Source organism: Pseudoalteromonas sp. S4492, from assembly GCF_005886115.1.
Taxonomy (GTDB): Bacteria; Pseudomonadota; Gammaproteobacteria; order Enterobacterales; family Alteromonadaceae; genus Pseudoalteromonas; species Pseudoalteromonas gelatinilytica.
The window spans coordinates 19,535-41,488 of record NZ_PNCP01000006.1; the positions used below are offsets into that span (position 1 = coordinate 19,535).

At 38.8% G+C, this 21,954-nt stretch carries 18 protein-coding genes, 1 other RNA gene and 1 pseudogene; 8 read left to right on the top strand and 12 right to left on the bottom strand.

The genetic code is table 11. From position 1 onward, the window contains the following. The first annotated feature begins 21 nt into the window (after positions 1–21). Positions 22–1,680 (top strand): gamma-glutamyltransferase, encoded by a 1,659-nt coding sequence (gene ggt, locus CWC28_RS02525; RefSeq protein WP_063700043.1) that lies wholly within the window; start codon positions 22–24, stop codon positions 1,678–1,680. Between the two features lie 58 nt (positions 1,681–1,738). On the opposite strand, the gene CWC28_RS02530 is transcribed toward ggt, so the two are convergent. After that, the gene (locus CWC28_RS02530) at positions 1,739–2,941 is read right to left on the bottom strand and encodes an aromatic amino acid transport family protein (RefSeq protein ID WP_082873949.1); all 1,203 of its coding nucleotides are present in this window, start codon (positions 2,939–2,941) and stop codon (positions 1,739–1,741) included. A 406-nt stretch (positions 2,942–3,347) separates the two neighbouring features. Here CWC28_RS02530 and CWC28_RS02535 point away from each other — a divergent pair, with 406 nt between their 5' ends. Beyond that, positions 3,348–4,253, top strand: a complete 906-nt coding sequence (locus tag CWC28_RS02535) for a DMT family transporter (RefSeq protein ID WP_063700041.1) — start codon at positions 3,348–3,350, stop codon at positions 4,251–4,253. Positions 4,254–4,274: 21 nt separating this feature from the next. Here the strand turns inward: CWC28_RS02535 and CWC28_RS02540 are convergent, their stop codons facing one another. After that, entirely contained in the window at positions 4,275–5,153 is an 879-nt protein-coding gene (locus CWC28_RS02540; protein ID WP_054561850.1) for a flagellar protein MotY, read from the bottom strand. 216 nt (positions 5,154–5,369) lie between these two features. Between CWC28_RS02540 and rnt the strand changes: the two genes are divergently transcribed. Then, entirely contained in the window at positions 5,370–6,050 is a 681-nt protein-coding gene (rnt, locus tag CWC28_RS02545; protein WP_063700039.1) for a ribonuclease T, read from the top strand. Here the strand turns inward: rnt and CWC28_RS02550 are convergent. Next, positions 6,034–7,659, bottom strand: a complete 1,626-nt coding sequence (locus tag CWC28_RS02550) for a FapA family protein (protein WP_063700037.1) — start codon at positions 7,657–7,659, stop codon at positions 6,034–6,036. The genes rnt and CWC28_RS02550 overlap by 17 nt on opposite strands. A gap of 277 nt (positions 7,660–7,936) precedes the next feature. On the opposite strand from CWC28_RS02550, the gene ssrA reads away from it, so the two are divergent. From ssrA to CWC28_RS02565, 3 genes and pseudogenes are all read left to right on the top strand, one after another. Continuing rightward, positions 7,937–8,295: a transfer-messenger RNA gene (ssrA, locus tag CWC28_RS02555) on the top strand. 245 nt (positions 8,296–8,540) lie between these two features. Next, positions 8,541–8,945: a helix-turn-helix transcriptional regulator gene (locus CWC28_RS02560; protein WP_249324940.1), complete on the top strand. Its 405-nt coding sequence runs from the start codon at positions 8,541–8,543 to the stop codon at positions 8,943–8,945. A gap of 400 nt (positions 8,946–9,345) precedes the next feature. Continuing rightward, a pseudogene (locus CWC28_RS02565) lies at positions 9,346–10,367 on the top strand (IS481 family transposase). A 66-nt stretch (positions 10,368–10,433) separates the two neighbouring features. Here the strand turns inward: CWC28_RS02565 and CWC28_RS02570 are convergent. Then, complete coding sequence (locus CWC28_RS02570) at positions 10,434–11,030, bottom strand: hypothetical protein (protein ID WP_138624673.1); 597 nt, start codon at positions 11,028–11,030, stop codon at positions 10,434–10,436. A gap of 135 nt (positions 11,031–11,165) precedes the next feature. Between CWC28_RS02570 and CWC28_RS22485 the strand changes: the two genes are divergently transcribed. Beyond that, entirely contained in the window at positions 11,166–11,333 is a 168-nt protein-coding gene (locus CWC28_RS22485) for a helix-turn-helix transcriptional regulator (protein ID WP_283206502.1), read from the top strand. Positions 11,334–11,410: 77 nt separating this feature from the next. On the opposite strand, the gene CWC28_RS02580 is transcribed toward CWC28_RS22485, so the two are convergent. The 3 genes from CWC28_RS02580 to CWC28_RS02590 form a co-directional block, all read right to left on the bottom strand. Further along, positions 11,411–12,583: a tyrosine-type recombinase/integrase gene (locus CWC28_RS02580; protein WP_138624674.1), complete on the bottom strand. Its 1,173-nt coding sequence runs from the start codon at positions 12,581–12,583 to the stop codon at positions 11,411–11,413. 13 nt (positions 12,584–12,596) lie between these two features. Continuing rightward, the gene (locus CWC28_RS02585; protein WP_036967257.1) at positions 12,597–12,791 is read right to left on the bottom strand and encodes a hypothetical protein; all 195 of its coding nucleotides are present in this window, start codon (positions 12,789–12,791) and stop codon (positions 12,597–12,599) included. An 85-nt stretch (positions 12,792–12,876) separates the two neighbouring features. Further along, the gene (locus tag CWC28_RS02590) at positions 12,877–13,359 is read right to left on the bottom strand and encodes a hypothetical protein (protein ID WP_138624675.1); all 483 of its coding nucleotides are present in this window, start codon (positions 13,357–13,359) and stop codon (positions 12,877–12,879) included. Positions 13,360–13,580: 221 nt separating this feature from the next. On the opposite strand from CWC28_RS02590, the gene CWC28_RS02595 reads away from it, so the two are divergent. After that, positions 13,581–14,192: a hypothetical protein gene (locus CWC28_RS02595; protein ID WP_138624676.1), complete on the top strand. Its 612-nt coding sequence runs from the start codon at positions 13,581–13,583 to the stop codon at positions 14,190–14,192. A 1,027-nt stretch (positions 14,193–15,219) separates the two neighbouring features. Here the strand turns inward: CWC28_RS02595 and CWC28_RS02600 are convergent. The 5 genes from CWC28_RS02600 to CWC28_RS02620 form a co-directional block, all read right to left on the bottom strand. Next, the gene (locus tag CWC28_RS02600) at positions 15,220–15,618 is read right to left on the bottom strand and encodes a hypothetical protein (protein WP_138624677.1); all 399 of its coding nucleotides are present in this window, start codon (positions 15,616–15,618) and stop codon (positions 15,220–15,222) included. Between the two features lie 92 nt (positions 15,619–15,710). Then, positions 15,711–15,947 (bottom strand): hypothetical protein, encoded by a 237-nt coding sequence (locus CWC28_RS02605; protein ID WP_138624678.1) that lies wholly within the window; start codon positions 15,945–15,947, stop codon positions 15,711–15,713. Between the two features lie 76 nt (positions 15,948–16,023). Continuing rightward, complete coding sequence (locus tag CWC28_RS02610) at positions 16,024–19,011, bottom strand: UvrD-helicase domain-containing protein (RefSeq protein ID WP_138624679.1); 2,988 nt, start codon at positions 19,009–19,011, stop codon at positions 16,024–16,026. Further along, a complete protein-coding gene (locus CWC28_RS02615) occupies positions 19,012–20,799 on the bottom strand; it encodes an Hsp70 family protein (RefSeq protein WP_138624680.1) in 1,788 nt (595 codons plus the stop codon). It abuts the gene before it with no gap. Beyond that, positions 20,784–21,953: a coiled-coil domain-containing protein gene (locus CWC28_RS02620; RefSeq protein WP_138624681.1), complete on the bottom strand. Its 1,170-nt coding sequence runs from the start codon at positions 21,951–21,953 to the stop codon at positions 20,784–20,786. Before CWC28_RS02620 ends, CWC28_RS02615 begins: the two co-directional genes overlap by 16 nt. Position 21,954 lies beyond the last annotated feature (1 nt).

Sequence of the window (21,954 nt, forward strand, 5' to 3'; positions counted from 1 at the left end):
CATCAAGAAAAAGGAAGTACCATGGCAAATTTAGTCAAATACGCGGCACATCTGTTGATCGTAACCGCAATATTCTTTCATCCGGCAAGCTTTGCAAAACAAGCGGCCGTCGCTATGCCAGATAGTTACAGCAGTGATACGGCACGGGCTATTTTAGAGCAAGGCGGTAACGCCGTTGATGCGGCAATTGCAGCACAGTTTGTATTAGCGGTTACTTTACCAGAAGCCGGAAACATCGGTGGTGGTGGCTTTATGCTGATCCAAAAAGATGGCAAAGGTGATTTTATAGATTACCGCGAAACGGCGCCAACAGCAGCTCATCGCGATATGTACCTTGATGATAAAGGCGATGTTATTGATAACATGTCAGTGTACGGTATTCACGCAAGTGGTGTTCCGGGCAGTGTTGCTGGAATGTGGCTTGCCCATCAAAAGCACGGCAGCTTAGAGTGGAAAACTCTGCTAGAGCCTGCGGTTAAATTAGCAGAGCAGGGCTTTATTGTGCATCCTAAGCTAGCTGCGAGTATCGAGCGTTATAGTGCGCGAATGGCCAAAAAGTCGGTAAACATTAACTTTGCTGATTACTTTGCCGATGCTAAAGCAAATAAGCTATTTAAACAGCCGGAACTTGCCGCCACACTAAAACGTATTCGTGATCAAGGTAAAGCTGGTTTCTACGAGGGTGAGACAGCAAAGATCATAGCGTCATTTATGAAGCAGCACGGCGGCATTATTACTGAGCAAGACTTAAAAGCTTATCAAGCTAAGTCACGTACACCAATTAAGGGTAACTGGCGCGGTTACGAAGTGCTCACATCGCCACCGCCAAGTTCAGGTGGTATTGCTATTTTGCAGTGGCTAAAAATGTACGACTTGGCAAAGCCAGAAGGAAAGCTTGAGCACAACTCGACCACCTATGTCCATATTTTGGCTGAAGTAGGTAAACGCGTATTTGCCGACAGAGCAGAATATTTAGGTGACCCAGATTTTTATGAGGTGCCAAAAACAGCTCTACTTGCAGATGATTATCTTAGCAATCGTGCAAGTACAATTCGCCCAGATGCCATTTCGACAACTGAGAACATCAAACCGGGTTTACACGAAAGTGAGCAAACAACGCATTTTTCTATCCTAGATAAGTGGGGTAATGCCGTTGCTAATACCACGACCATCAACTTAAGCTTTGGCAGTGGCGTGGTTGTATCGGGCGCAGGATTTATTTTGAATGATGAAATGGATGACTTTAGTGCCAAGCCAGGTGTGATGAATGTATTTGGTGCTATTGGTGGTAAAGCTAATGAAATCCAACCCCATAAACGCATGTTGAGCTCAATGACACCGACCATTCTGCTTCAGGATAACAAAGTTAAAATGGTAACTGGCTCTCCGGGTGGTACCACGATTATTAGCTCTGTGTATGAGTCAATTTTAAATGCGGTTGAATTTGATATGACAGCAGAGCAAGTGGTAGACAGCCCACGCTTTCATCACCAGTTATGGCCTAAAAATGTGATTAGATACCACACTGGTCTTGAACCAAAGGTTGTTAAAGCGCTTGAGAAAATGGGTTATACACTCGATGAACGCCATTTTGGTGATATGCATGTGATCATCAATAAAGACGGTAAATTAGATGCGGCATCTGAAGCATCTGGCCGTGGTAAGGCGATGGTATTTTAATTAAATCTTAAATCAGACACAAAAAAAGCACCCTCGGGTGCTTTTTTTGATGAGCTGTTTAACCAATCGCTGGAATAAGCCCCGCCATTTGTAAACCTTGAGCACTAATAATAAGCACACCAAACAGGGCGGCCAGTGCTAAGCCAATATTACCGCCTTTAACTTGATAACCCGCATCAGGTTTGCTGCTTCGTTGCTTATAGACCATAGCAACCGGTAAAAACACCGCTAAAATAACCAGCGCAATGGCGGCGTAGCCAAGTGCCATAATAAACCCTTGTGGATAGAATAGCGCAAAGCCTAGCGGTGGAATAAAGGTGATCAAGGCTGTTTTGATGCGATCTTTACTACCATCACCTTTTTTAAATGCATCAGCAAAAAAGTCGAACAAACCTAAACTCACCCCCAAGAAAGACGTGGCTAATGCTAAATCAGCAAAGATGTTCACAGCGGTGGCAACGTGTGGGCTGTGAGCAATGCTAGCAACACTGCTTACAAAACCGGGTAACCCTTGGCTTTGTAGTAAGTCACTTTGACTCATCATACCTTGGCTAAGTAATTGCCAAAAAATGTAAATGACTAAAGGCAATGCGGCACCTGCCACCATTACTTTACGAAGTGTTTTGATATCTAAACCCACGTATTTCACAATCGATGGAATAGAGCCATGAAAGCCAAACGAGGTAAACACCACCGGGATTGCAGATAAAATCAGACCTTGTTCAATAGGCATTTCAAGTAAGTGTTGGCCATGAACATAAGGTGTCAGCATATAAAATAAGCTGGCTAGTACGCATACTTTAATAGTGAACAGTACGCGGTTAAGCTTATCGACTTTGCTGGTACCGAGTGTCACCACAGTACCAATCACAATAGCCAGAATAACTGAGCCAACTTGCGGCGCTAAAGAAAGCGATAAACCATTGTTGAGCTTTTCTTGTAATTGCGCACCACCACCTGCGATATACGCAGCGCATAATGCGTAAAACAAAAACATCACTGAAAAGTTAGCGACCCATTGCCCACGTTTACCCAACCATGACTTAGCTAACGTATTGAGGGTTGCATCTCTGTCGGCATATTGATGCAGCTCTAGCATCAGCAATGCTGTGTAGGTCATTAAAACCCAAGTTAAAAAGATTAGTGATAACGCTGTTGTGAAACCAAGCCCTGCGGAGGCGATAGGCAATGCCAGCATCCCTGCACCTATGGTGGTGCCAGCAACAATTAACATGCTACCTATTGTTTTATTTTTAAGCACTTTTTGCCCCTTAAACTTCGTGAGAGGCAAGCAAGATATAACTTGTTTAACAAAACTTAAATAGTTTTGTTATAAATCAAAGAAATTAAATGTAACCTATGATTTACATGTGCAAACAGGCTGTTGAAATCAGCAAAAAACTTTTTGCCAAATAGCATGAGTATTCGTGTTGACAAAATCACCATTTAGGCGGATTCTTAAGCTTCTTCAACTTACTTTATTAAATACCATGATGCAGCTAAACCAACGACCAACAAACAATTGTATGCGCCTGACCTCATCAGTCGTATGGTCTGTTATTTGCTGCGGTTAATTAAGTAAGTTTTACTAACCGCGTTCTAAGCGGTTGGTTATTTCCCTTTTAAATTTTCTTCCGCTTTTTTCGCCTTTTTAAAGGAATAAGCTTGTGCCTGTTAAAGCCTCATATTTTTTAATGGTGGTGATTTGGTCAACAACACCACTGGGTATTGTTTGGAGTAGTGAAACGGTAGCACCAACCCTAGCTGTGTTTTTACGGATGCTGGTGGGACTGGTGTTGGCTTCGTTTGTCGTTGCTGTTGCCAATATCCGAGTGCCCTGGCATCGCCGTGCTTTATTCCTTTATGGCTATTCAAGCATAGGTATTTTTGGCGGCATGTTATTAAGCTACATGGCCGCTAAAACAGTGCCTTCTGGGTTAATATCATTGATGTTTGGTCTTGCGCCAATTTTATCGGGCTTACTTGCGCAAAAGATCTTGAACGAACCTAAGTTTAGCGCCATTAAGCTTGCCGCACTTGGCTGTGCCTTAATTGGTTTATTTTTAGTAAGCCAGCGCCATATTCAAGGGGGAGTAGAGCAGCTTAGTGGCCTGTTATATGTATTTATGGCAGTGTGCTTTTTTAGTTTGAGCGGTGTGATGATCAAACGGGTAAGAATTGCTATTCATCCAATGGCCACCACATTTGGTGCGTTGGTTTTTGTAACGCCTCTGTTTTTTATTACTTGGTTGCTGGTAGATGGCCGACTTAATAGCCAGATATGGAGTGCAAAATCACTGTACTCAATTGTTTACTTAGGCGTGTTTGGTTCATTAATTGGTGCGCTGGCGTATTTTCATGTATTGCAAAAGTTGAACGCCAGCACGGTCGCATTAACAACCTTGATCACACCAAGTTTTGCAATTGCTTTAGGTGGTTTGCTTAATGATGAGCCCATTGACCAAGCTCTGATTGTTGGCGCGACCATCATTATGATTAGCCTCGCGTTTTTTCAGTTCGGCGATAAGTGGCTAAAGCGCTTTAAGCGCGTGAAGTCAATAGAAATGAGTTAAAGCTAGTAGCCGCTTCGGCGGCTACATTTTTGCAATTTGAATGACTAAACGACGGTTTTTGTTTCGGTCTAAAATGTTGTCGTTGCTAGCAACATGGCGCTTTTCACCGTAACCATCGGTATCTACTTTGCTTTCATCAACCCCTAAGCTAACAATGTAATCTTTAATCGCTTTAGCACGTTTTTTTGATAATTCGAGGTTGTTCCAGCGACCACCGTAACTGTCGGTGTAAGAAGATATTGAAATAGATTCAATGTTGGTGTCGTACTTTAAGTATTCGCCAATTTTATCTAAGCGTTTTTGTGATGATTTAGTCAGTTTGCTGGTATTAGGCTCATAGTTCATCACTGTGAACGAAATATCTTCAAAGCTGTATGGAAGCATCGCATCTCGGCACTGTAAAAACGCCCAATAAGCTTGCTTAAAGTTGACACTCGATAAACCAACGGCAATTTTATCGGCACTGTTTTGCCAGTCTTGGTAATAAAATGTCGGTTGGTAGCCTTTTTCAAGTTCGGTGAGCATTTCCCAAGCGGTTTTGTTGCCAAGCTCGCCGTCAAACTTACGTAATAGCTTCATATTCGCTAAGTCGCGAGCGGGCATACCAGCACGCCAACTAGGTGGTACGGCTTTTAGACCAGCAATACTGTAGTTGTCTGGGCGTACAACCATATCAAGGTTAAAGTTTACGTCTTTATTTTTACTGGCAGTGGTACTGAAAATTGCTTCACCATAATAAGGAACTTCATGATTTAATTGGCATTCTAAGCGAGATGTTTTTACCATTTGCCAGTTCGACATATCAGCATTAGCGGTATACTCACGCATGGCTGCATGCGCATTTATACTTGCAACTGAGGTTAATAGGCCTAGGCTTAAAGGAAGTAATGAAAGCTTCATCACGGTAATTCTCCAACAAATCATCAATGCCAAATAATTGGCAATTTTTGTGTTTAATTGCATCAGCACACTAAACACAGGGCTAGCTGATTAATATAAAGCAAGTAATGTGCCTAAAAACTCAGTAAGAATCTGCGATTTCACACTATTTACTCTAGCAGAGTAGCCGTGGTTTTTGACATAATAGCCAGCTTACACTGGCAAACCAAGAAGACTATGGAAAATACTGAACAAACTCTTTTCGCAAAACGCTTTCGTGGCTTTTTTCCTGTTGTGATTGATGTTGAAACCGCAGGTTTTAATAAAGAGACCGATGCGTTATTAGAAATTGCTGCATCTGTCCTTAAAATGGATGACGACGGCGTGTTAAGTATTGATCATACAGTGCATTTTCATGTTGAGCCATTTGAAGGCGCGAATATCGAACAAGCGGCCATTGAGTTTAATGGTATTGATCCTTTTTCTGCGCTGCGTGGTGCAGTGCCTGAGGAAGAAGCGATTAAAGAAATCTGTAAAGTCGTGCGCAAGGCACAAAAAGCAGCAGGTTGTCAGCGTGCAGTGGTTGTAGCACATAACGCCGCGTTTGATCACGGCTTTTTAAATGCCGCCATTGAGCGTTGTAAAATTAAACGCACGCCATTTCATCCATTTGTTAGCTTTGATACCACATCACTAGCGGGTCTTGCACTAGGACAAACAGTGCTAGCGAAAGCATGTAGAACAGCCGGTATTGAGTTTGACAATAAGCAGGCTCACTCAGCATTATATGATACCGAGCGTACTGCAGAATTGTTCTGTTTAATCGTTAATCGCTGGCAACAACTTGGCGGTTGGCCATTGCCTGAAACTGAAGCAAGTGAAGAAGAGCAAGACTCAGCCACTAAAACGACTGAGTGATCTTACCTTCAAAAAAACGCACCATGTTAGGAGGGTAAATACGTGAAAACTGTTTACTCTCTTGCGCTATCTTAAGCTCCACCCCTGGATGCATTAATTCATTCACTTTTAAGCGGCTTGTTGCTAATAAGCGCGCAATCTTAATTTTCACTAAGTGTTTCTTTTTCTTCGTGCTGGCTGTTTTAATTTTGATCTGCTGCTCACTGGCAGTGATCTTTTTAATATAATGCGCACGTTGAGCTGGGTCGGGTATTTTATTAGCCTTTTTGCGTGCTTGCTGTAAGGCAGCTGCTTTTGTCGCTAATAACTTTTCAAAGTCATTAATTTGTTGCTGCTTTTGGCGTAAATCATGCCAGTACTGAGCAATGAAAACCCGTGTTTTAGTGCCTGATGGCGCACCAAGCTCGCCGGTTTCTATTCGCATCGCATCTAAAATATTGCCACCAATAATTTTGCCTCGCGGATTATTGGCTTTGCCGACTCGAATAAGGCGGCGAGCGCTTAAATCACAATGTAAAGCTTGGCGTTCAATGAATAAATCTTGCTCTGTTTTTATATGGCAGTACTGAGCATAACCCACTGAGATAGTGCGCGAAGCCGTGATGTTACAGGTAAAGTTTTCGACGTTTTCACGTTTTCTGCCAACAGCCCCAAGCATGACGGTGACTTCACTTTTACTTTCAATTGTGGCTGATTCAACAAAGCCTAATACAGTGATATCACCCGTGGCTTTGACGCGCATACCATCTTTTACATCACCACTAATAATAACACTGCCATCAAATTCGACATGGCCCGTACTTACATCAACATGATGAAAGCACAATACGTCGTCTACGCGCATACCGCGGGGTAGGGCAACAGGCACGCCCTTCGCATCGGCAATCAACATATCACTATTGTTTGGATCGATGCGCGTTCCTTCGAATGGCTCAAGGGGTAAGTCTTTACCAGGTTTTGCAGGCATCACATCCCCAAACACTGTAAAGCCATCTTCACCGGGGGTTGCAGGGACTCGTTGCATTAATGGCGTGCCAGGTTTAACGGTAATAATGGCACCTAAATTACGCATGTCGACTTTACCGCCAGAGGTCGCTTGCGGGCTAAGAACGCGGTCTTGTGCTGTTGAGCATAAGCGCACGAATTTAGCATCGGTGCCTTCTTTAGGCATTCGGCCATGGGCAACAATCGCGGTGTAATGGGCGCCAGGTGGTTGCTTAAATTGTTGGCCTAAGAAGGTATCGAGAGCACGTAAACTAATGCCTTTAATCACGCCCGCCTCTGCAAGCACCTCTTGCGCCATATCCATGCTGACAATTTTACCGCCACGGGCTGTTGTTAGGCTTGCTTCAACCACCATGTTTTTAGCATCAACTTTCACTTCAAGGTGAGCATCAACCGCTTTAGCAACCACTAACGATTGGTTTTGATATTGGCTGCTAGGTATAAACAACTTGCCTATATTGGCATCAATATATTCGTAATTTGCATAAGGCGACTGCTCAAGTAATTCAATTAATTGAGAACTCGTAGTAGGAAAACCTGCATCTCGAGGATGCTCACACAAAGAGACATAGCCACTTTGTTCATCGAATGAAAACATCGACATCTGAAAAGCCCTGTAAAAAACTGCCTGTTGTTATAGTTATGTGTTGTTACAGGTTATTTTGAAGAAGGGTAACAACGTTTCTTATTTCAGCACAACTTTTGTACTATGTTAAGAATTTGTATGATTAAAATGTGAAAATATGTATAAAAACTGATTTTTCCTGCCTGAAAATTCAGCATTCAAAGGCACTTAGCAAAAATTTCCTGATTAATGCCTTGAGTCTGAATAGGCTACTCAGTTATACTGCATGAACACTCTGAATGAGATACCAAATTCAGGGGCTGATTAGGATTCGACGGAATTCAAGACGCCCGAGGTGCATGTCGAGGTGCGGTTGGCCTCGTAAAAAAGCCGCAATTTAAAGTAATCGCAAACGACGATAACTACGCTCTAGCGGCATAATAGCCCGCTAGCACTTCTCCGGTGTATGTCTGTGGACCCGGTTCTGAAGTGTCACCCTACACGGACTCGCTACGGAAACCCTGGCCGGGGTTGAAGGGCTAAAACTAAGCGGCCTCGCCTTTGCAGATCGTGTTCGTCCGAGCTGTATAAGGTTAACTAAAAGACGATACTAAGCATGTAGTACCAAAGGTCGAGGCTTTTCGGACGGGGGTTCAAATCCCCCCAGCTCCACCACTTTAAAACCCACCAAGCCCCCACTACACGGGGCTTGGAAGGGGTTTTCACTACTACTCACCCACTAGCAACACACTACAAACCACAATTTTACTGCACACCGCATATCTAAAGGGCTTCAGAGAATTTGATGCATTTTTGTTGTTCATCAAAAATAAGCCAAAATACACGATTAAAACACGAAAAAATCGCCACATTTAGTGTTTACTACTAGGCTAAAGTCTCTTTATTTGCTGGTGATAAACATGAATTCCAAAGATAAAAAAGCGATTGTTATGTTACTCGATAATATTGAATTACGATCCAAACATACTATTTCAGAGCTTCAACTGCTCGTTAGACAAATTGACTCAATTAAAGAACTAATTCACCGTAATGATGTTCAGCAACCGGACTATGAACAAATAAAAGAGCTAGTACAGAATGAAACTCCTTCACCTCGACCAACAAGTCCAAACGACTTGATAAGACGCGAAGAAGTTATAACTATGACTGGCCTATCACGTTCAACTATATACACCCTTATGAAAAATTCTGAATTTCCATTAAGTATCAAATTATCAGAGCGTTCTGTTGCATGGCGGCGGGGTGACATTCAAAACTGGATAAGCAATAAAATCGCTTCTAAGAATGAACGAGTAAACAAATAGCCAAAAACCATTGGTGCTTTCCAAATGCAGTGGCATAGTTATAATTTATTTTGTGAATCAATTTAATAAGGAATGTTTGTGATAAAAATAATTGCGATAGTTTTTCTGATAATCCTTGGGGTTAGTTTATTAGATTATGGAGTAATAGGTTGGATAATTGGGATTTTGTTAATCAGCGCAGGCATCAACATAATGGGGAAAATTTAACCATAAATATTCTTAGTTGGTGCTTGGAAAGTTGATTGCTTTAAGCAAACCTGTTTGCTGCATATTAGAATCCTAACCTGAGAATGTATTAGGTTCAGACAAGATCTGACATTTCGATTTGAAAAATTGAGAGTTACCCGTTTTGATTAAGGTGTCAAATCTTTAAATCAAAGCAAACTAAGAGGTAACTCTCATGCTTCATACAAACAATCCAATCATCAAACACAAAGCAGGTTTACTTAATCTCGCTGAAGAACTTGGTAATGTATCCAAAGCTTGCAAAGTAATGGGAACATCCAGAGATACATTTTATCGCTATAAAGAACTTGTTGATAGAGGCGGGCTAGACGCACTTATTGATAAAAGTCGTAGAGGCGATAATCTAAAAATCGTGTCGATGGAAAAACTAAAAAGTCAGTAGTGGCTAACGCTATTGAGTTTCCAGCTCACGGGCAAGCTCGAACAAGCAACGAATTGCGTAAGCAAGGAGTGTTTGTCTCTGCCAGTGGGGGACGTTCAATTTGGTTGCGTCACGACTTGGAAAACTTTAAAAAGCGATTGAATGCGTTAGAGAAAAAGTCGCTGATGATGGAATTATCCTTACTGACGCGCAAATTGCAGCGCTTGATGAGGTTTGTGGTGAAATTGATACAGCCCATCCAGGCTATCTTGGCTTGCAAGATACATTCTACGTTGGTAATTTAAAAGGCGTTGGTCGAATTTACCAGCAGACATTTATCGACACATACAGCAAAGTGACTTTTGCTAAGCTTTATACGACTAAAACACCCACCACTGCAGCTGACATACTCAACGATAAAGTCCTGCCATATTTTGAACAATATGAGCTTCCTATGCTACGTATACTTACGGATATAGACACTGAATATTGCGGTAAGGTTGAACATCACGATTATCAGCTTTACTTAGCCATTAATGATATCGAATTATACAAAGACAAAGGCTATGTCGCCTCAGACGAATGGTATATGCGAACGCTTTCACAAAACGATATTGCAAGAGTTTTATCAAGTGGCGTTTCGTAAGAAGCTATATAACTCACTAGATGAGTTACAAATGGACCTAGACGAATGGATAAAATACTACAATAACGACCGTACTCATCAGAGCAAAATGTGCTGTGTTAGAGCACCACTAGAAACATTACTTGATGGAAAATCAATTTGGGCAGAAAAGAACTTAGCTCAAACCTAAACTGACAGTTACCGTTTGAAAACGGGTAACTGTCAGATCAAATCTGAGCTAGTACACCTAATTTAGTTAAAACCTGATGTTTTTTAATGCTAAAGGGTCAAAATCACTATCCGTGTGATTATACAGTTGCTTTGGGAAAAAAGCTCTTTGTAACATACCGGACTGATAGTAAGAATCGGAGCCTTCCGTTTTAGCATACACCTCTCCAAAAGTGATTATCTTGGCTAATTGAAATTTGAAAAAACTTTTGTCAGAAATAATGAGTGAAGACTTAAATGACTTTTCTTTGTAGTCGAAAGACAAATAAACTTCATAAATGCTTCTTTCAAAATGGTCATCTCTATATAGCTTTTTCTTCCCTATATACTCTTTGCTAATAACTATATTTGTAATATCGTTATTAGACTCTAAAACATTCAATAAACCATCATCCATGTCAATATCTAAATTATCAAAAGCGTCTTCCAACTCTGCTACATGTGATTCAAATATTCTTTGTTCATAAGGAGTGGATATTGTTGCTTTACCGATCGACTCTAGAAGGTCTGACAGCGATAATTCTTCAACGGTTTCTTCAGCAGAATTTGCAAATAAATAGATAGGTGTAAAGCCAATAACACCTAATAAGTATATACTAATCATGAAAGTAATTAGATTTTTCATTTAGTCTGTCCCTTTAAATTATAGTTCCCATTCTAATATAGAATTCTAAATTAGATTCAAAGTATTATCAATGTACCAGCCAACTATACGTCGAGAGCCATAAAGCCATGACAATAGGCTGTTACTAACGATCTGATAAGGTGCGAGGAAGTCCTAACTATTACTGGTCTATCCCGTTCACTATATACTCTTATGAAAAATTCTGAATTTCCATTAAGTATCAAATTATCAGAGCGTTCTGTTGCATGGCGGCGTGGGGATATTCAAAATTGGATAAGCAATAAAATCGACTCTAATAATTAACCATTAAACAAATAGCCAAAAACCACTGCTAAAAAAGCAATGGTTTTTGGCTATTTGTCCTGATTGAATATACGTTACTAAGCTGCATTTTCCCGTTTTGATTTCTTTTCATATGCATCAATGAAGTTACCGTAATGCTGATAAAGCTGCTGCGGTGATTTATGACCCATAAGTTTAGTCAACTTCCATAGATTGATGCCCTCCGATATGTTGCGTGTAGCGAAGGTGTGCCTTAGTTGATATGGGTATCTATATTTCACCTCCGCCTTTTCTAAAACTTTAGACCATTGATGCTTTCTAAAAGAGTCTTGGTTCCAGTGTTCACCCTTGCTATTGATGAAAACATAATCACTGTCATGTTTATCCATTTCTTCTTCAAGTAGTTCTGCAACTTCACGAGAGATTGGAATTGAACGTCTTCCACTAATTGTTTTTGTTCCCTTCGTTTGCTTTTCTACAACAGCCTCATAGATAGTCACCTCACGGGAGATTAAACAGACATCTTGTTTTTTTAATGCAACCCATTCAGAAGAGCGAACACCTGTTGCATTACAAAACTGAATAATGGCCTTTACGGTTCCTTCGGCAGCCTCAAAAATCTTGTCGATTTCATTCGGAGAAAATGGAGTCACTGCATTATGTTGTTTCCGAGCATTCACATTGCTTTCAACTTTAATATGCTTGCTAACCTTGAATCCTGCAACGGGGTTTTGAACTACCAATTTATCGATAATCGCATCATCGAGTGCTGAGCGAAGAACTGATAATCGATTAGAGATAGTTTTTGCCTTTACTTTGGCACTTAAAGCCTTCACGAAGTTCACCAGCATCAATTGGTCTAATTCTGTAACCTTAACTAACCACAGTGGTTTTAAACCATTTCGTGATTTTTTATAACCTGTCACAGTTGATGGTGCTAACCCGCGCTCTTCAGCATTTTCAATATATCTATCAACATAATCTTTAACAGTCGCGCCAGTTACTGCACCGCCAAATATTTCCAGTTTTTTTGATTTTGGGAAGTAGTCAGCATAGAAAAAAGTGCCTTTTGCAATTTTATTTTTAATTTCACCTAGCATGTTGCTTGCTGAATTCATGCCTTGTTGGTTAACTTGATAGCCAACTGTTTCTCGACATTGAACACCTTTATACGTGAAGGCCAATTGAATTGATGATGCCAGTTCATTGTTATAACGTATTGAGACACCACGTGCCTTCTTTAATTTTTCTGCATCTTTTTTTAAAATCATTATTGTTCTCCGCTTACATAAACTCTAAACTGCCTTCTCGCCACCATTTTTCAACCCCCTCTAGATCGATGGCTCTTTCTCTTACATTCTTATTTTTGTGATAATGCACTCCCAAAACCCAATGACCTCGCTCAATACGACGCTTAACAGCATTCTCATTTTCACCACTCATTACACAATATTGCGTTAACGGAACTACTCTTAACATAACGATTTCTCAGACCTTTATTCTGGTGTTGAAATTAATAATTTAAAAAACAAATGCAACTCGTAATTGAGTTCATTCGAAGCGACTACCAGCCGCGATAATTGAGCATAAGCTTTCTCAAAAGCTCTTTATTTGCATCATCTAAAGATATACAAGCGCTGCTAAAAAGGGCTGTTGCTGGGATGTTTGGAGCATAAGAGTCAATGTCTTTGAGAACTTTTATGTACCCCTGTTTTTCCAGTTCAAACAGGAAATTCTCTTGTAAAATTTCGATAACAGCGCGAGTGTTATAAATGCTGGCTAAAGCAAATCTAATCGTCTGCTCTCCTGAAGATGCACAGCCACTATTCAACAATCGTTTAACATCAACCGACAAATCAGTGAGCCTTTCAACGTCTATTAACGATTTGTCGCTGTTTACTGAAATAGCATCATTGCAATATTGACTAGCCAGTAACTTAACAGCAGACACAAACTCATCCTTATTTTTAGGGGAACGGTGAGGAAAATCTATAGGCTCAACAACATTGATTGCCTCAGGTTCATTCTTAAATCGAGGGTAATTCATATTTTGACTCAACTTTATTAAAGGTTTTACAGTTCTTGCTTCAATTTCGTGAAAGCAAAACTAGTTTGCAGATATTTTTTATCTATTTGAATGTAGTAATAAAATTAATTCTAAAATACTTTTTATCAATGAGGGCAAGACTTATAACTACTTGAATATGAGGAAGTAAAGCACAATATAGTTCTAAGCATTTTTACAAAAAGAACGGGTATTATTTAGTTATGTTTAGTGTAATAACTGAAAAAGAATCTTATGAGTTAAAACAAACAGCCAGTCGTTACTTCAATATGCTTAGAAATTATCAGGACTTTCTAGATAATGATTCTAATGATAAACCACCACACCCGATATATATAAGACGCAAATTTCATATGAGTCATGCTGAGTTTTACAAAATACGGCGACAATATACTGGTATGGACGAAGGGCAAATAGCCGAACTGTTAGAGCTTCATGCATCGCTTGAAAAGCTAAAAAAGAGGGAAAGCGAAATAAGAGCATTCAAAGCAATTCAATTCGCATACTTTGAAGCATGTAAATCTGACAAGAAAAGGCGATATGATGCAGACAAAATTGGAACTGCCCATAAATTAACCAGAGAGGAAAAGCTAGAGTTTTTCAATGTAAAATCAGTCAAAAAAGGCGACCTAAAAGCTAATGATCATAAGAATATATTAATAGAAGAAAGCCTATCTCTTTTATTGAAAGCACAACCTGACATTAATATTGAGCAAGCATTTGAACTTTCTTGTCAAATAATGAATCAGAAACTCCCTAAAGAGCGAGTGAACAGCACATATAAAAAACTAAAAAGTCAATTAAGAAGTGAATAGTTATCCACAAATCCGTACAACAACAAGGCGGGTAATAATTTGTTATAAATAAATGTTTAAAAAACAAGCAGTAAAGCAGTAAGCTTATGAATTTATACTATTTTATTAAGGCGGGTATTATTTTGTTAGGTTTGTTTGACACATGAGTTATGTTTTACTGAAAAATCATTGGTTAAAAGTTTTAACATAATGAATTTAAAGCGTTTAAGCGGGTATAAATTTGTTATGTTTGACGGGTATTATTTTGTTATAAATAACTGAAAAATACCCAACCAATATAACTAAAAAGTACCCGCGTAAGTCATTGATGCAAAACTATATTCGTTGAAAATATGATTTTGAAACATAACTGAAAAATACCCGTATAACAAAATAATACCCGTTTTTTAATAGCAAAATCATGCAGTTAACTAGTAAGGTGTCATTTTTTAGAAACTCCCTCTAGATCTAGATAGAGATATTAGAATTAGATAGAAAGAGAGAATGATGATTTTTGATCTTAAAATATCATGATGCTAACTTAAGTTATTAGTCTTGTTTTTAAGTGGTATGTCAAAAATAACACACCTAAATAGCCCTCTAACGAGTTTTAATTGAAAATTTGAGGCGTGATGCTATTAATTCAATTTAAGCATCTCAAAATTCCATTGAGGAGTTTTTATTCGAATTAACGTTGTGCATTTCGAAAATTAACCTTGAAATGCATAACTATTCAAAATCTATTCACTTGGGTAAAAAAAGCCCACTATGTGAGTGGGCAAATGAGAACACTAACTAACGAGGACTTGTGAGTTTTCATACTCATCTTATTGTTCAAATTTTTTGTAGAGCCATTTGGCAACGGTTGGTATGAGCCAAGCTCCTTGCAAACAATATTAACGTCGCAAATAAGGCATATTAAAACAACGTCATACCAGCGCTCGTGTATTCAGCGCAGAACACGGACGGCATGTTAGAATTATAAATACAGCCATTGGATGGATTACTAATGCCAGTTTTAACGCTATGTGAATGAGCACAGGTATATTTAAAACTCTGCGTTCATCGACATTGAGATATCATCACCCCAACAACATGCACCGTGGTCATCATCGAATGTCACAAAATTATCATCGATAAGCATAAAGCCGCTACTTGATGAATCATGTTCAATACTTGAGCTGCTTGAGTCATCAAAACAGGTATCTGTAATATCCATTGCTGAACAACTAGTATCCAATGCATCGCTAACGCCGACATCAATTGATTCGCCAAATGGATTAACGCCAACGTCAATGCTGCTATTGTCTATTAATGCTAATCCAGTTGATGGATTGACTCCTGTAACAGTAACCTCAAAAGTCTCTGTAAGGGCCATTGGTTCCGAGCTTGGTGAATCATACTCAACAGTGCAATGATCAAATAGTTGGTAACTTAATAAATTCATAATTCTATACCTGTTTTGTTTCGGTACTTCTTGAACTTAATGAAAATTGAATGAGATGCAAACAAAAAAAGCGCTCAATTGAGCGCTTCAGATTATTGTCGATATTTCTTCTTAAGTTTGAGTTTGAAAATCCTCAGACTAAGTTCCAATAAACTTGTTAAAAACCAAGCTATGAGGGCATATCCACCTTGAAATGGATACGATTTATGTAGCTCCATACCAACAACTCGTTCAAGAACGATGGTGATTAAAATCACAGTTGATAATATCTTGAAGATCGTTGCCAATTCACTAATGAAAAACAACTTAAGTCTTTGATTCGAAGTCATGCAGTCCTCCTTTGTTTTGTCCTGCATGACTAAATAGCTACGAATGAAGGAGATTAACACTGCTTAAATTTCACTTTTAATGCATTTTAGATAAATGTACTTTGGCTTCCTTATATCTATGTTCAAAAGCTTCCACTTTTATATTTTCTCCACAGGAATCGGTTGCTCCTCGTCTGAATCGATTACATCCGTAAAAAGTTTCCCGATTAGGATCATCTTCTAATCGGGCTACCATAGTGCCTATACCACAACGTGCACAACCAATTTCGATTTCACCGCAGCCAATACAGTACCTAAAGCCTTTAGTATTTACATGCATAGGAGAATTACAGTGCTTACAGGCTTTTAGAGTTGCATCACATGCTGGTGCTAATGAACATTTATAGAACACTCTATTGTGTTTTGTTAGAATAGCTTTAAGTGTCCCTGAATCACAAGAAGGGCAGTGCCATTTGGCAAATGAGCTAGCTAGTTTGTTGTCGATCAGTTTATTTCCATATTTGTTTATTTCTACTAAGAAAGGACTCCCCTGATCTGAATCGAACAATATATAAATAAAATGCTTTGCTCTTGTTAAGGCCACATAGAACAAACGGCGCTCTTCGGCATATAAGTAGCTTTCTTTATGGGGAAGAACCAAATCAATTAATTCATCATTTTCTTTAGAAGAAGGAAAACTTCCTGATTCGACTCCTAACACCACAACAAAATCAGCTTCTAACCCCTTACTTGCATGAGCTGTTACATAGTTGATATCTAAATATGGAAACTGACCTTTATTAATTTTAAAGCCTTTTAACATTTGCATATTTTCTTGTTTATATCGACCAATGATCAAAACCGTATGTTTTTTATCTTTTTGCTGCCCACTTTTATTAAAAGTATTTAAGCTTCTAAGTAAGCTTTGCTGATATGCGTATAACTTCTGCTCTCTAATTGATAACGAGCTATTTTCCACTGCTTGTTTTATATCCACTAATCTAAGTGCGGGAACATCAACTTGTGAATGAGTCACAATGTCTTTTTTTATTTGACCTGGGTTTGCCATGACAAACTGACTACTGACATTATGGATTTTATTGTTGAATCTAAAAGTTTTGTCTAATGGGATAGCTGTAGATGGAGAAAATGCTTGGTTAAATTCTGTAAAAAGTGCGATATCAGCACCGTTAAAACGATATATCGACTGCCAGTCATCCCCAACAGCAAAAAGTCTTATATTAGGGAACGATGCCAATATAGCCTTCAAAAGTTTAACTCTGCCGCCGGATATGTCTTGAAATTCATCGACAAGTATATGGGTATAGCTATGGTGAAAATTACCTTTTTCCACTTTGTCCACTGCTAATGCGATCATGTCGCTAAAGTCTACACAATCAGTATCTTTTAAATGCTTTTGGTAACTCTCAAAAATAGGCTGAAAAATGTTAAGAAATGCATTGGTTCTCTCTATGTCGTATAAAGCAGGGTTTAAGCTTTGCTTTAAATATTCAAAGGAGAAGTTACCTTCTTTAAACAAACCTAAAAATCGTTGAAGTAGCTCTATAAAACCAGCCCACTGAGTTTCGTTTTCTTTTCTTAACTGTTCGAATATGTCATTTAGCGGCATTGGTTTTAATGCTATATCATTCTCTTCTAAAACCTCAGCTAAACATTTTGATAGACTACCTTGCATTAATTGGTACGAATATAGCTCGGCCATTGTTGTACCTTTGGATTTGTGAAGTTCTCGCTTCCACGCAAGGTCTTCTAAGTACCTATCTTGATCGACAAACGGTGCCGTTTCGTTATTTTCATTTAACCCAAAATACTCAATGTAGAGATCAGCTTCTGGCAGGTAAAAATCTGGTTGGTATTGGCGTCTAGAGATACTTCGAGTGTCAAATTTGTAATGTGCTTCATATTCGTAACTAATCCCATTTAATGTGAGAAAATTAGCAATGCGTAATTCACCAACACTTTTTACCCATTCACCTTTTAATGTTATCAGCCTGCAACTCGATAAAAATTCGTGGTAATCATCAATAGACTGAAAATCTATTTCAGATTTTGCTGGTGTAGCTAAACTAGAAAAGTAATGCACTAATAGTGCTTTGTAGTCACTATTTTCTTCCGCTATTTCTTCAATGGTACTGTCTATAAATTGCGAAAATAGGTGAGGTTGATCAGCAAACTGCGTAACTGATTTTTTGTAGCCCAAGGTATTCGTTACAATGTCATTTCCCAAAGCGTGAAATGTACTAGCTCTTATGTCGCTAGCTACGTCAGGGATACGTTCTTGTATTCTTTCATTCATTTCTGCCGCAGCCTTATTACCAAAGGCTAACATTAGAATGTTCTTGGGCTTAGCAATGCCTGCTTCTAAAAGAAAACCTGCTTTTCCAACTAATGTTGCAGTCTTTCCTGTTCCGGCACCCGCGATAACTAAATTATGGTCATCATTAGTAACACAAGCTATACGCTGTTTATCTGTTAATGGTAACTTTTCAACAGTATCGAAAAAACCTTTATATTTATCGACCAAAACAGGTACGACGTTTTGATTGTGTAATTCTCGGCCAAGCTCACTAACGTCATTTTTGCTGAGTGCTTGCGCATGTTTAAAAATAGCTCGTTGTGTATCTGTTTTTAAGAGTTCGGGATTTATACCTAAATCTAAAAAGCGGGTAACAAGTTGGTGTAACTGGGCTAATGGTTGCCATTCATGACTAGATAAGTAAACATCTTTGTTTTTTCGATTTTCTAGTGATTTTTCAAAAGCTATCCACTTATCACTTGATGCAACAAGAGCTAACAAAGCTTGAATAAAGTTTTGTTTAAACTCATTAAGCTGATTACCTCTATAGCCTTTAAATACCAGAGCATTTGGCTCAGAAGTCATTATAATAAGGTGGCTAGACAACAGACCTTTGTGAATACTGATCTGCTCAACATCATTTATGGATATTTGTGAGGAGATGCCATTGTTGACAATACCAATACTTGTATTGTCTAAAGCAATTCTGACATCTATTCCTCGTAGTCTATGCCACCATTTAGTTAGACCACTAACTTCTAATTGCATTTAGGCAGCACCAGAGGTCGATAAGCTATTACAACAGCCCACTTGCCATCTGGCACCGCAGTTTGAACATGGTTTATAATAAAGGTCTTCCAACCTTTGTTCTTCTGTCATTTTTTGCTTTAAATAAGGGTTGTCGTCGTTGTATTTTTTTAAAAGTTCTCCAGGCACTAAACTCCAGCCCTCATTTTGATGGGTTACGTTTGACCTGACTGCGACTCCCATTTTTTCACCAATACCTTTCGTTATCCTAGAAGTCTTTTTTTTTTGAGTTGAGTCACCTAATACGTTAATAGAAAACTCAATATCATAGACATTTAACTCTTGTGGAATGTCTTCATCTAACGATTTAGCATTAACTGTCATAATCAAGTTTTCATCGATTTTAACATCTATATCAATCCGTTCTTTTAATGGAGGAAAGTTTTTATTAACAGGAACTACCAAGTTACCTAAAGATGTTCGTCTGTCAGCAGCGGCAGTTTTTCCTACCATTTGAGCACGTTTAAAACTCAATACAGCCTTACCATCACGCGGATCAGCGCAATAGAGAGCTTGTTGAGTGCTTTGAGTGTTACCGCGCTTAGGGAGCAATGTTCCTTCGGGAATAAGAGTTAGTAGAGAGTTCCTTGCCTCAACAAGCTCAATGGGTTTTGCTAATGCTAGAGCAACATTGTCTTTCGCAATCCAAGCAGCACCCTCAGAAATTATTCTGTCACCTTTTTCCGAAACGTGAAGAGCCGACACTCCAAATATCTCACGTAAGCCTTGCTTTATCGCTGGCATGTTAACCATTCCACCAGTAGCAAGACATAAAGCTACACACTGTCTATCTATATCTGCTTGCTCAGGGCTGAGAATTGAATCAATCTCTCTAAGACCAGCATCTATTAATGGTTTAGATATTTTGTCCAAATCACCTCTTGATAACCAGCAATCGATTTCAGCTTCATCACCATCAGCGTTGTAGTAATCCGGTATAAATATTGGCGCTTCACTTCTTTTAGAAAGTGTTATTTTGGCACGTTCACATTCTTCAAGTAATCTAGCCCTCATGCTTGGATTACGTGACTTTTGAGTACCTTCTGTCCAATTGAATTTTTCAGCATGTTGTTCTTCAACATACTTTAAGATGGCTTCGTCAAGATAATCACCGCCTATCTTGTTATTACCCTTATTTAAAATTTGAACTATGTTTCCGTTTTTGATTTGGCAGAGTGTTAAATCTAACGTACCACCGCCCCAGTCAAAAACTAAAATAAGCTGGCCTTCATCCTTTAATATCGCATTTTGAGTATCTTCGAGATCTTTGTAATATCCATATAAGGCTGCTAAAGGTTCATGTACAAATGATTCAATTAATATACCTGAATCTAGAAATGCTTCACGAAGAGCTTGGCGACCACGGCCATCCATCGCAACTGGAATAGTCACAACGGCGTGCTTTAAATCTGCAATGCCGTCTTCATCTTCTTCTTGAGCGTGCTCAATCAAAAAAGACATTAGATTTGAAACAACCTCTTTCGGGTTTTTGATAATTCCACCAACATTTATGGCATCTTTATCCAAAAACTTTTTTGGCCCACGAACAGCGTTACCGTGTATTCCAATAGTATTTTGTTCAAGCTTATTCTTGGCTTTCATGCCACAAATAACTCTTTCCCCTTCATAATGAACAACAGAAGGATGAGGTCTATCTTTTTCCGTAAAAGATTTTATTTTATTTTGCTGAGTAACAACTGAGATCAGACTATTGGTAGTCCCGAAATCTATCCCTATTTTTTGAACCATTGTAATGCTCCTTCTACTTCTTCAATGATTACGTCTATGTTATGAATCGCTACTTTAACTTTAGGTTCATCTCTGTCTAAAGCTTTAAGAGATGTGCGAAGTGGGGGAATTACCTCTTCTTCTAACAAGTTGATCGCTTTGGATTTTACTTTTCCTGTGTCATCTTTCAGGTGTACTCTCTCAGCTTTACCCAGCTGCTCTTTTGACTCAATGGTTTCCTGTAATTTTTGTAGCTGCGACTGAAGTTCTTCAATCTTCTTATTACTATCACTTAGTTTCAAATTTAGACTTTGCGTATCTGCTAACGCTTTATCTAGTTGCTTTTTGTAATATTGAGATTGTTCTTGTGCTTTTCTTTTATCATCCTGAGCGTCTTGCTGAGTTTTTAGGGAGCGAGCTATAAGAGCACCTAGCTCTTTTTTACTGCTACTGTTTATGTGTCCAGCGAGAAAAGACTCGATAGACAAACTAGGTGATTTTTCATCAATTTCTGCCGTGAAAATATTGGAAAGGGTATCAATAGCTTTAGTTTGAGTTGTTTTACCAAGACTAACTGACCACAAAGCGGCTATTGCCAATACGTTATACCTTAAACTCTTTAACTGAGCCGCTGTCATGCCTTTAGGCGCAGAATCAATTTCACTTTCGTTAATTTTGGCTGCTTCGGCTTTTGATTTGGATTTTTTAATCCCCTCTAGACGTTTATCAAATCGCTTATTTAACTCATTTATCAGGTAAGGAAGAGCGTTTTCATTGTCACCTAGTGATGACAGAATTGCGCGAAACACGTTAGAGTCATGCTTAGTAGGGTTTAAGAACGATATCTCACCAATAACGTCGCAAAAAAAGTTAATACAACTATTCTTTGCTTCATTGTTTGTAGCATTATAAACATTGGTGACAATTTCAGTTGTAAGCTTAAGATCTGAATCTCTGGCAAGAATAATACCTGGATATTTCTTTAAAATATCGGCAGACACTCTATCTTTAAAAACGATATTGTTAAGGTACTTCTTGTGAGCAGATAATAGTTTTAATGGTTTTTTAGTTTTTCCAGCTCCACCTTCTTTAAATACATCAACGATAACCTCGTCAATACTATTAAAAACGACTTCTTTTTTGGCTGCTTTATTTAATGGTAATGTTTCGTTCATT

Excerpts from the sequence above, each read along its gene's own strand:
- ggt (WP_063700043.1), top strand. The coding sequence starts at position 22 with ATGGCAAATTTAGTCAAATACGCGGCACATCTGTTGATCGTAACCGCA.
- CWC28_RS02540 (WP_054561850.1), bottom strand. The coding sequence starts at position 5,153 with ATGAAGCTTTCATTACTTCCTTTAAGCCTAGGCCTATTAACCTCAGTT.
- rnt (WP_063700039.1), top strand. The coding sequence starts at position 5,370 with ATGGAAAATACTGAACAAACTCTTTTCGCAAAACGCTTTCGTGGCTTT.
- CWC28_RS02550 (WP_063700037.1), bottom strand. The coding sequence starts at position 7,659 with ATGTCGATGTTTTCATTCGATGAACAAAGTGGCTATGTCTCTTTGTGT.
- CWC28_RS02560 (WP_249324940.1), top strand. The coding sequence starts at position 8,541 with ATGAATTCCAAAGATAAAAAAGCGATTGTTATGTTACTCGATAATATT.
- CWC28_RS02570 (WP_138624673.1), bottom strand. The coding sequence starts at position 11,030 with ATGAAAAATCTAATTACTTTCATGATTAGTATATACTTATTAGGTGTT.
- CWC28_RS02580 (WP_138624674.1), bottom strand. The coding sequence starts at position 12,583 with ATGATTTTAAAAAAAGATGCAGAAAAATTAAAGAAGGCACGTGGTGTC.
- CWC28_RS02585 (WP_036967257.1), bottom strand. The coding sequence starts at position 12,791 with ATGTTAAGAGTAGTTCCGTTAACGCAATATTGTGTAATGAGTGGTGAA.
- CWC28_RS02590 (WP_138624675.1), bottom strand. The coding sequence starts at position 13,359 with ATGAATTACCCTCGATTTAAGAATGAACCTGAGGCAATCAATGTTGTT.
- CWC28_RS02595 (WP_138624676.1), top strand. The coding sequence starts at position 13,581 with ATGTTTAGTGTAATAACTGAAAAAGAATCTTATGAGTTAAAACAAACA.
- CWC28_RS02600 (WP_138624677.1), bottom strand. The coding sequence starts at position 15,618 with ATGAATTTATTAAGTTACCAACTATTTGATCATTGCACTGTTGAGTAT.
- CWC28_RS02605 (WP_138624678.1), bottom strand. The coding sequence starts at position 15,947 with ATGACTTCGAATCAAAGACTTAAGTTGTTTTTCATTAGTGAATTGGCA.
- CWC28_RS02610 (WP_138624679.1), bottom strand. The coding sequence starts at position 19,011 with ATGCAATTAGAAGTTAGTGGTCTAACTAAATGGTGGCATAGACTACGA.
- CWC28_RS02615 (WP_138624680.1), bottom strand. The coding sequence starts at position 20,799 with ATGGTTCAAAAAATAGGGATAGATTTCGGGACTACCAATAGTCTGATC.
- CWC28_RS02620 (WP_138624681.1), bottom strand. The coding sequence starts at position 21,953 with ATGAACGAAACATTACCATTAAATAAAGCAGCCAAAAAAGAAGTCGTT.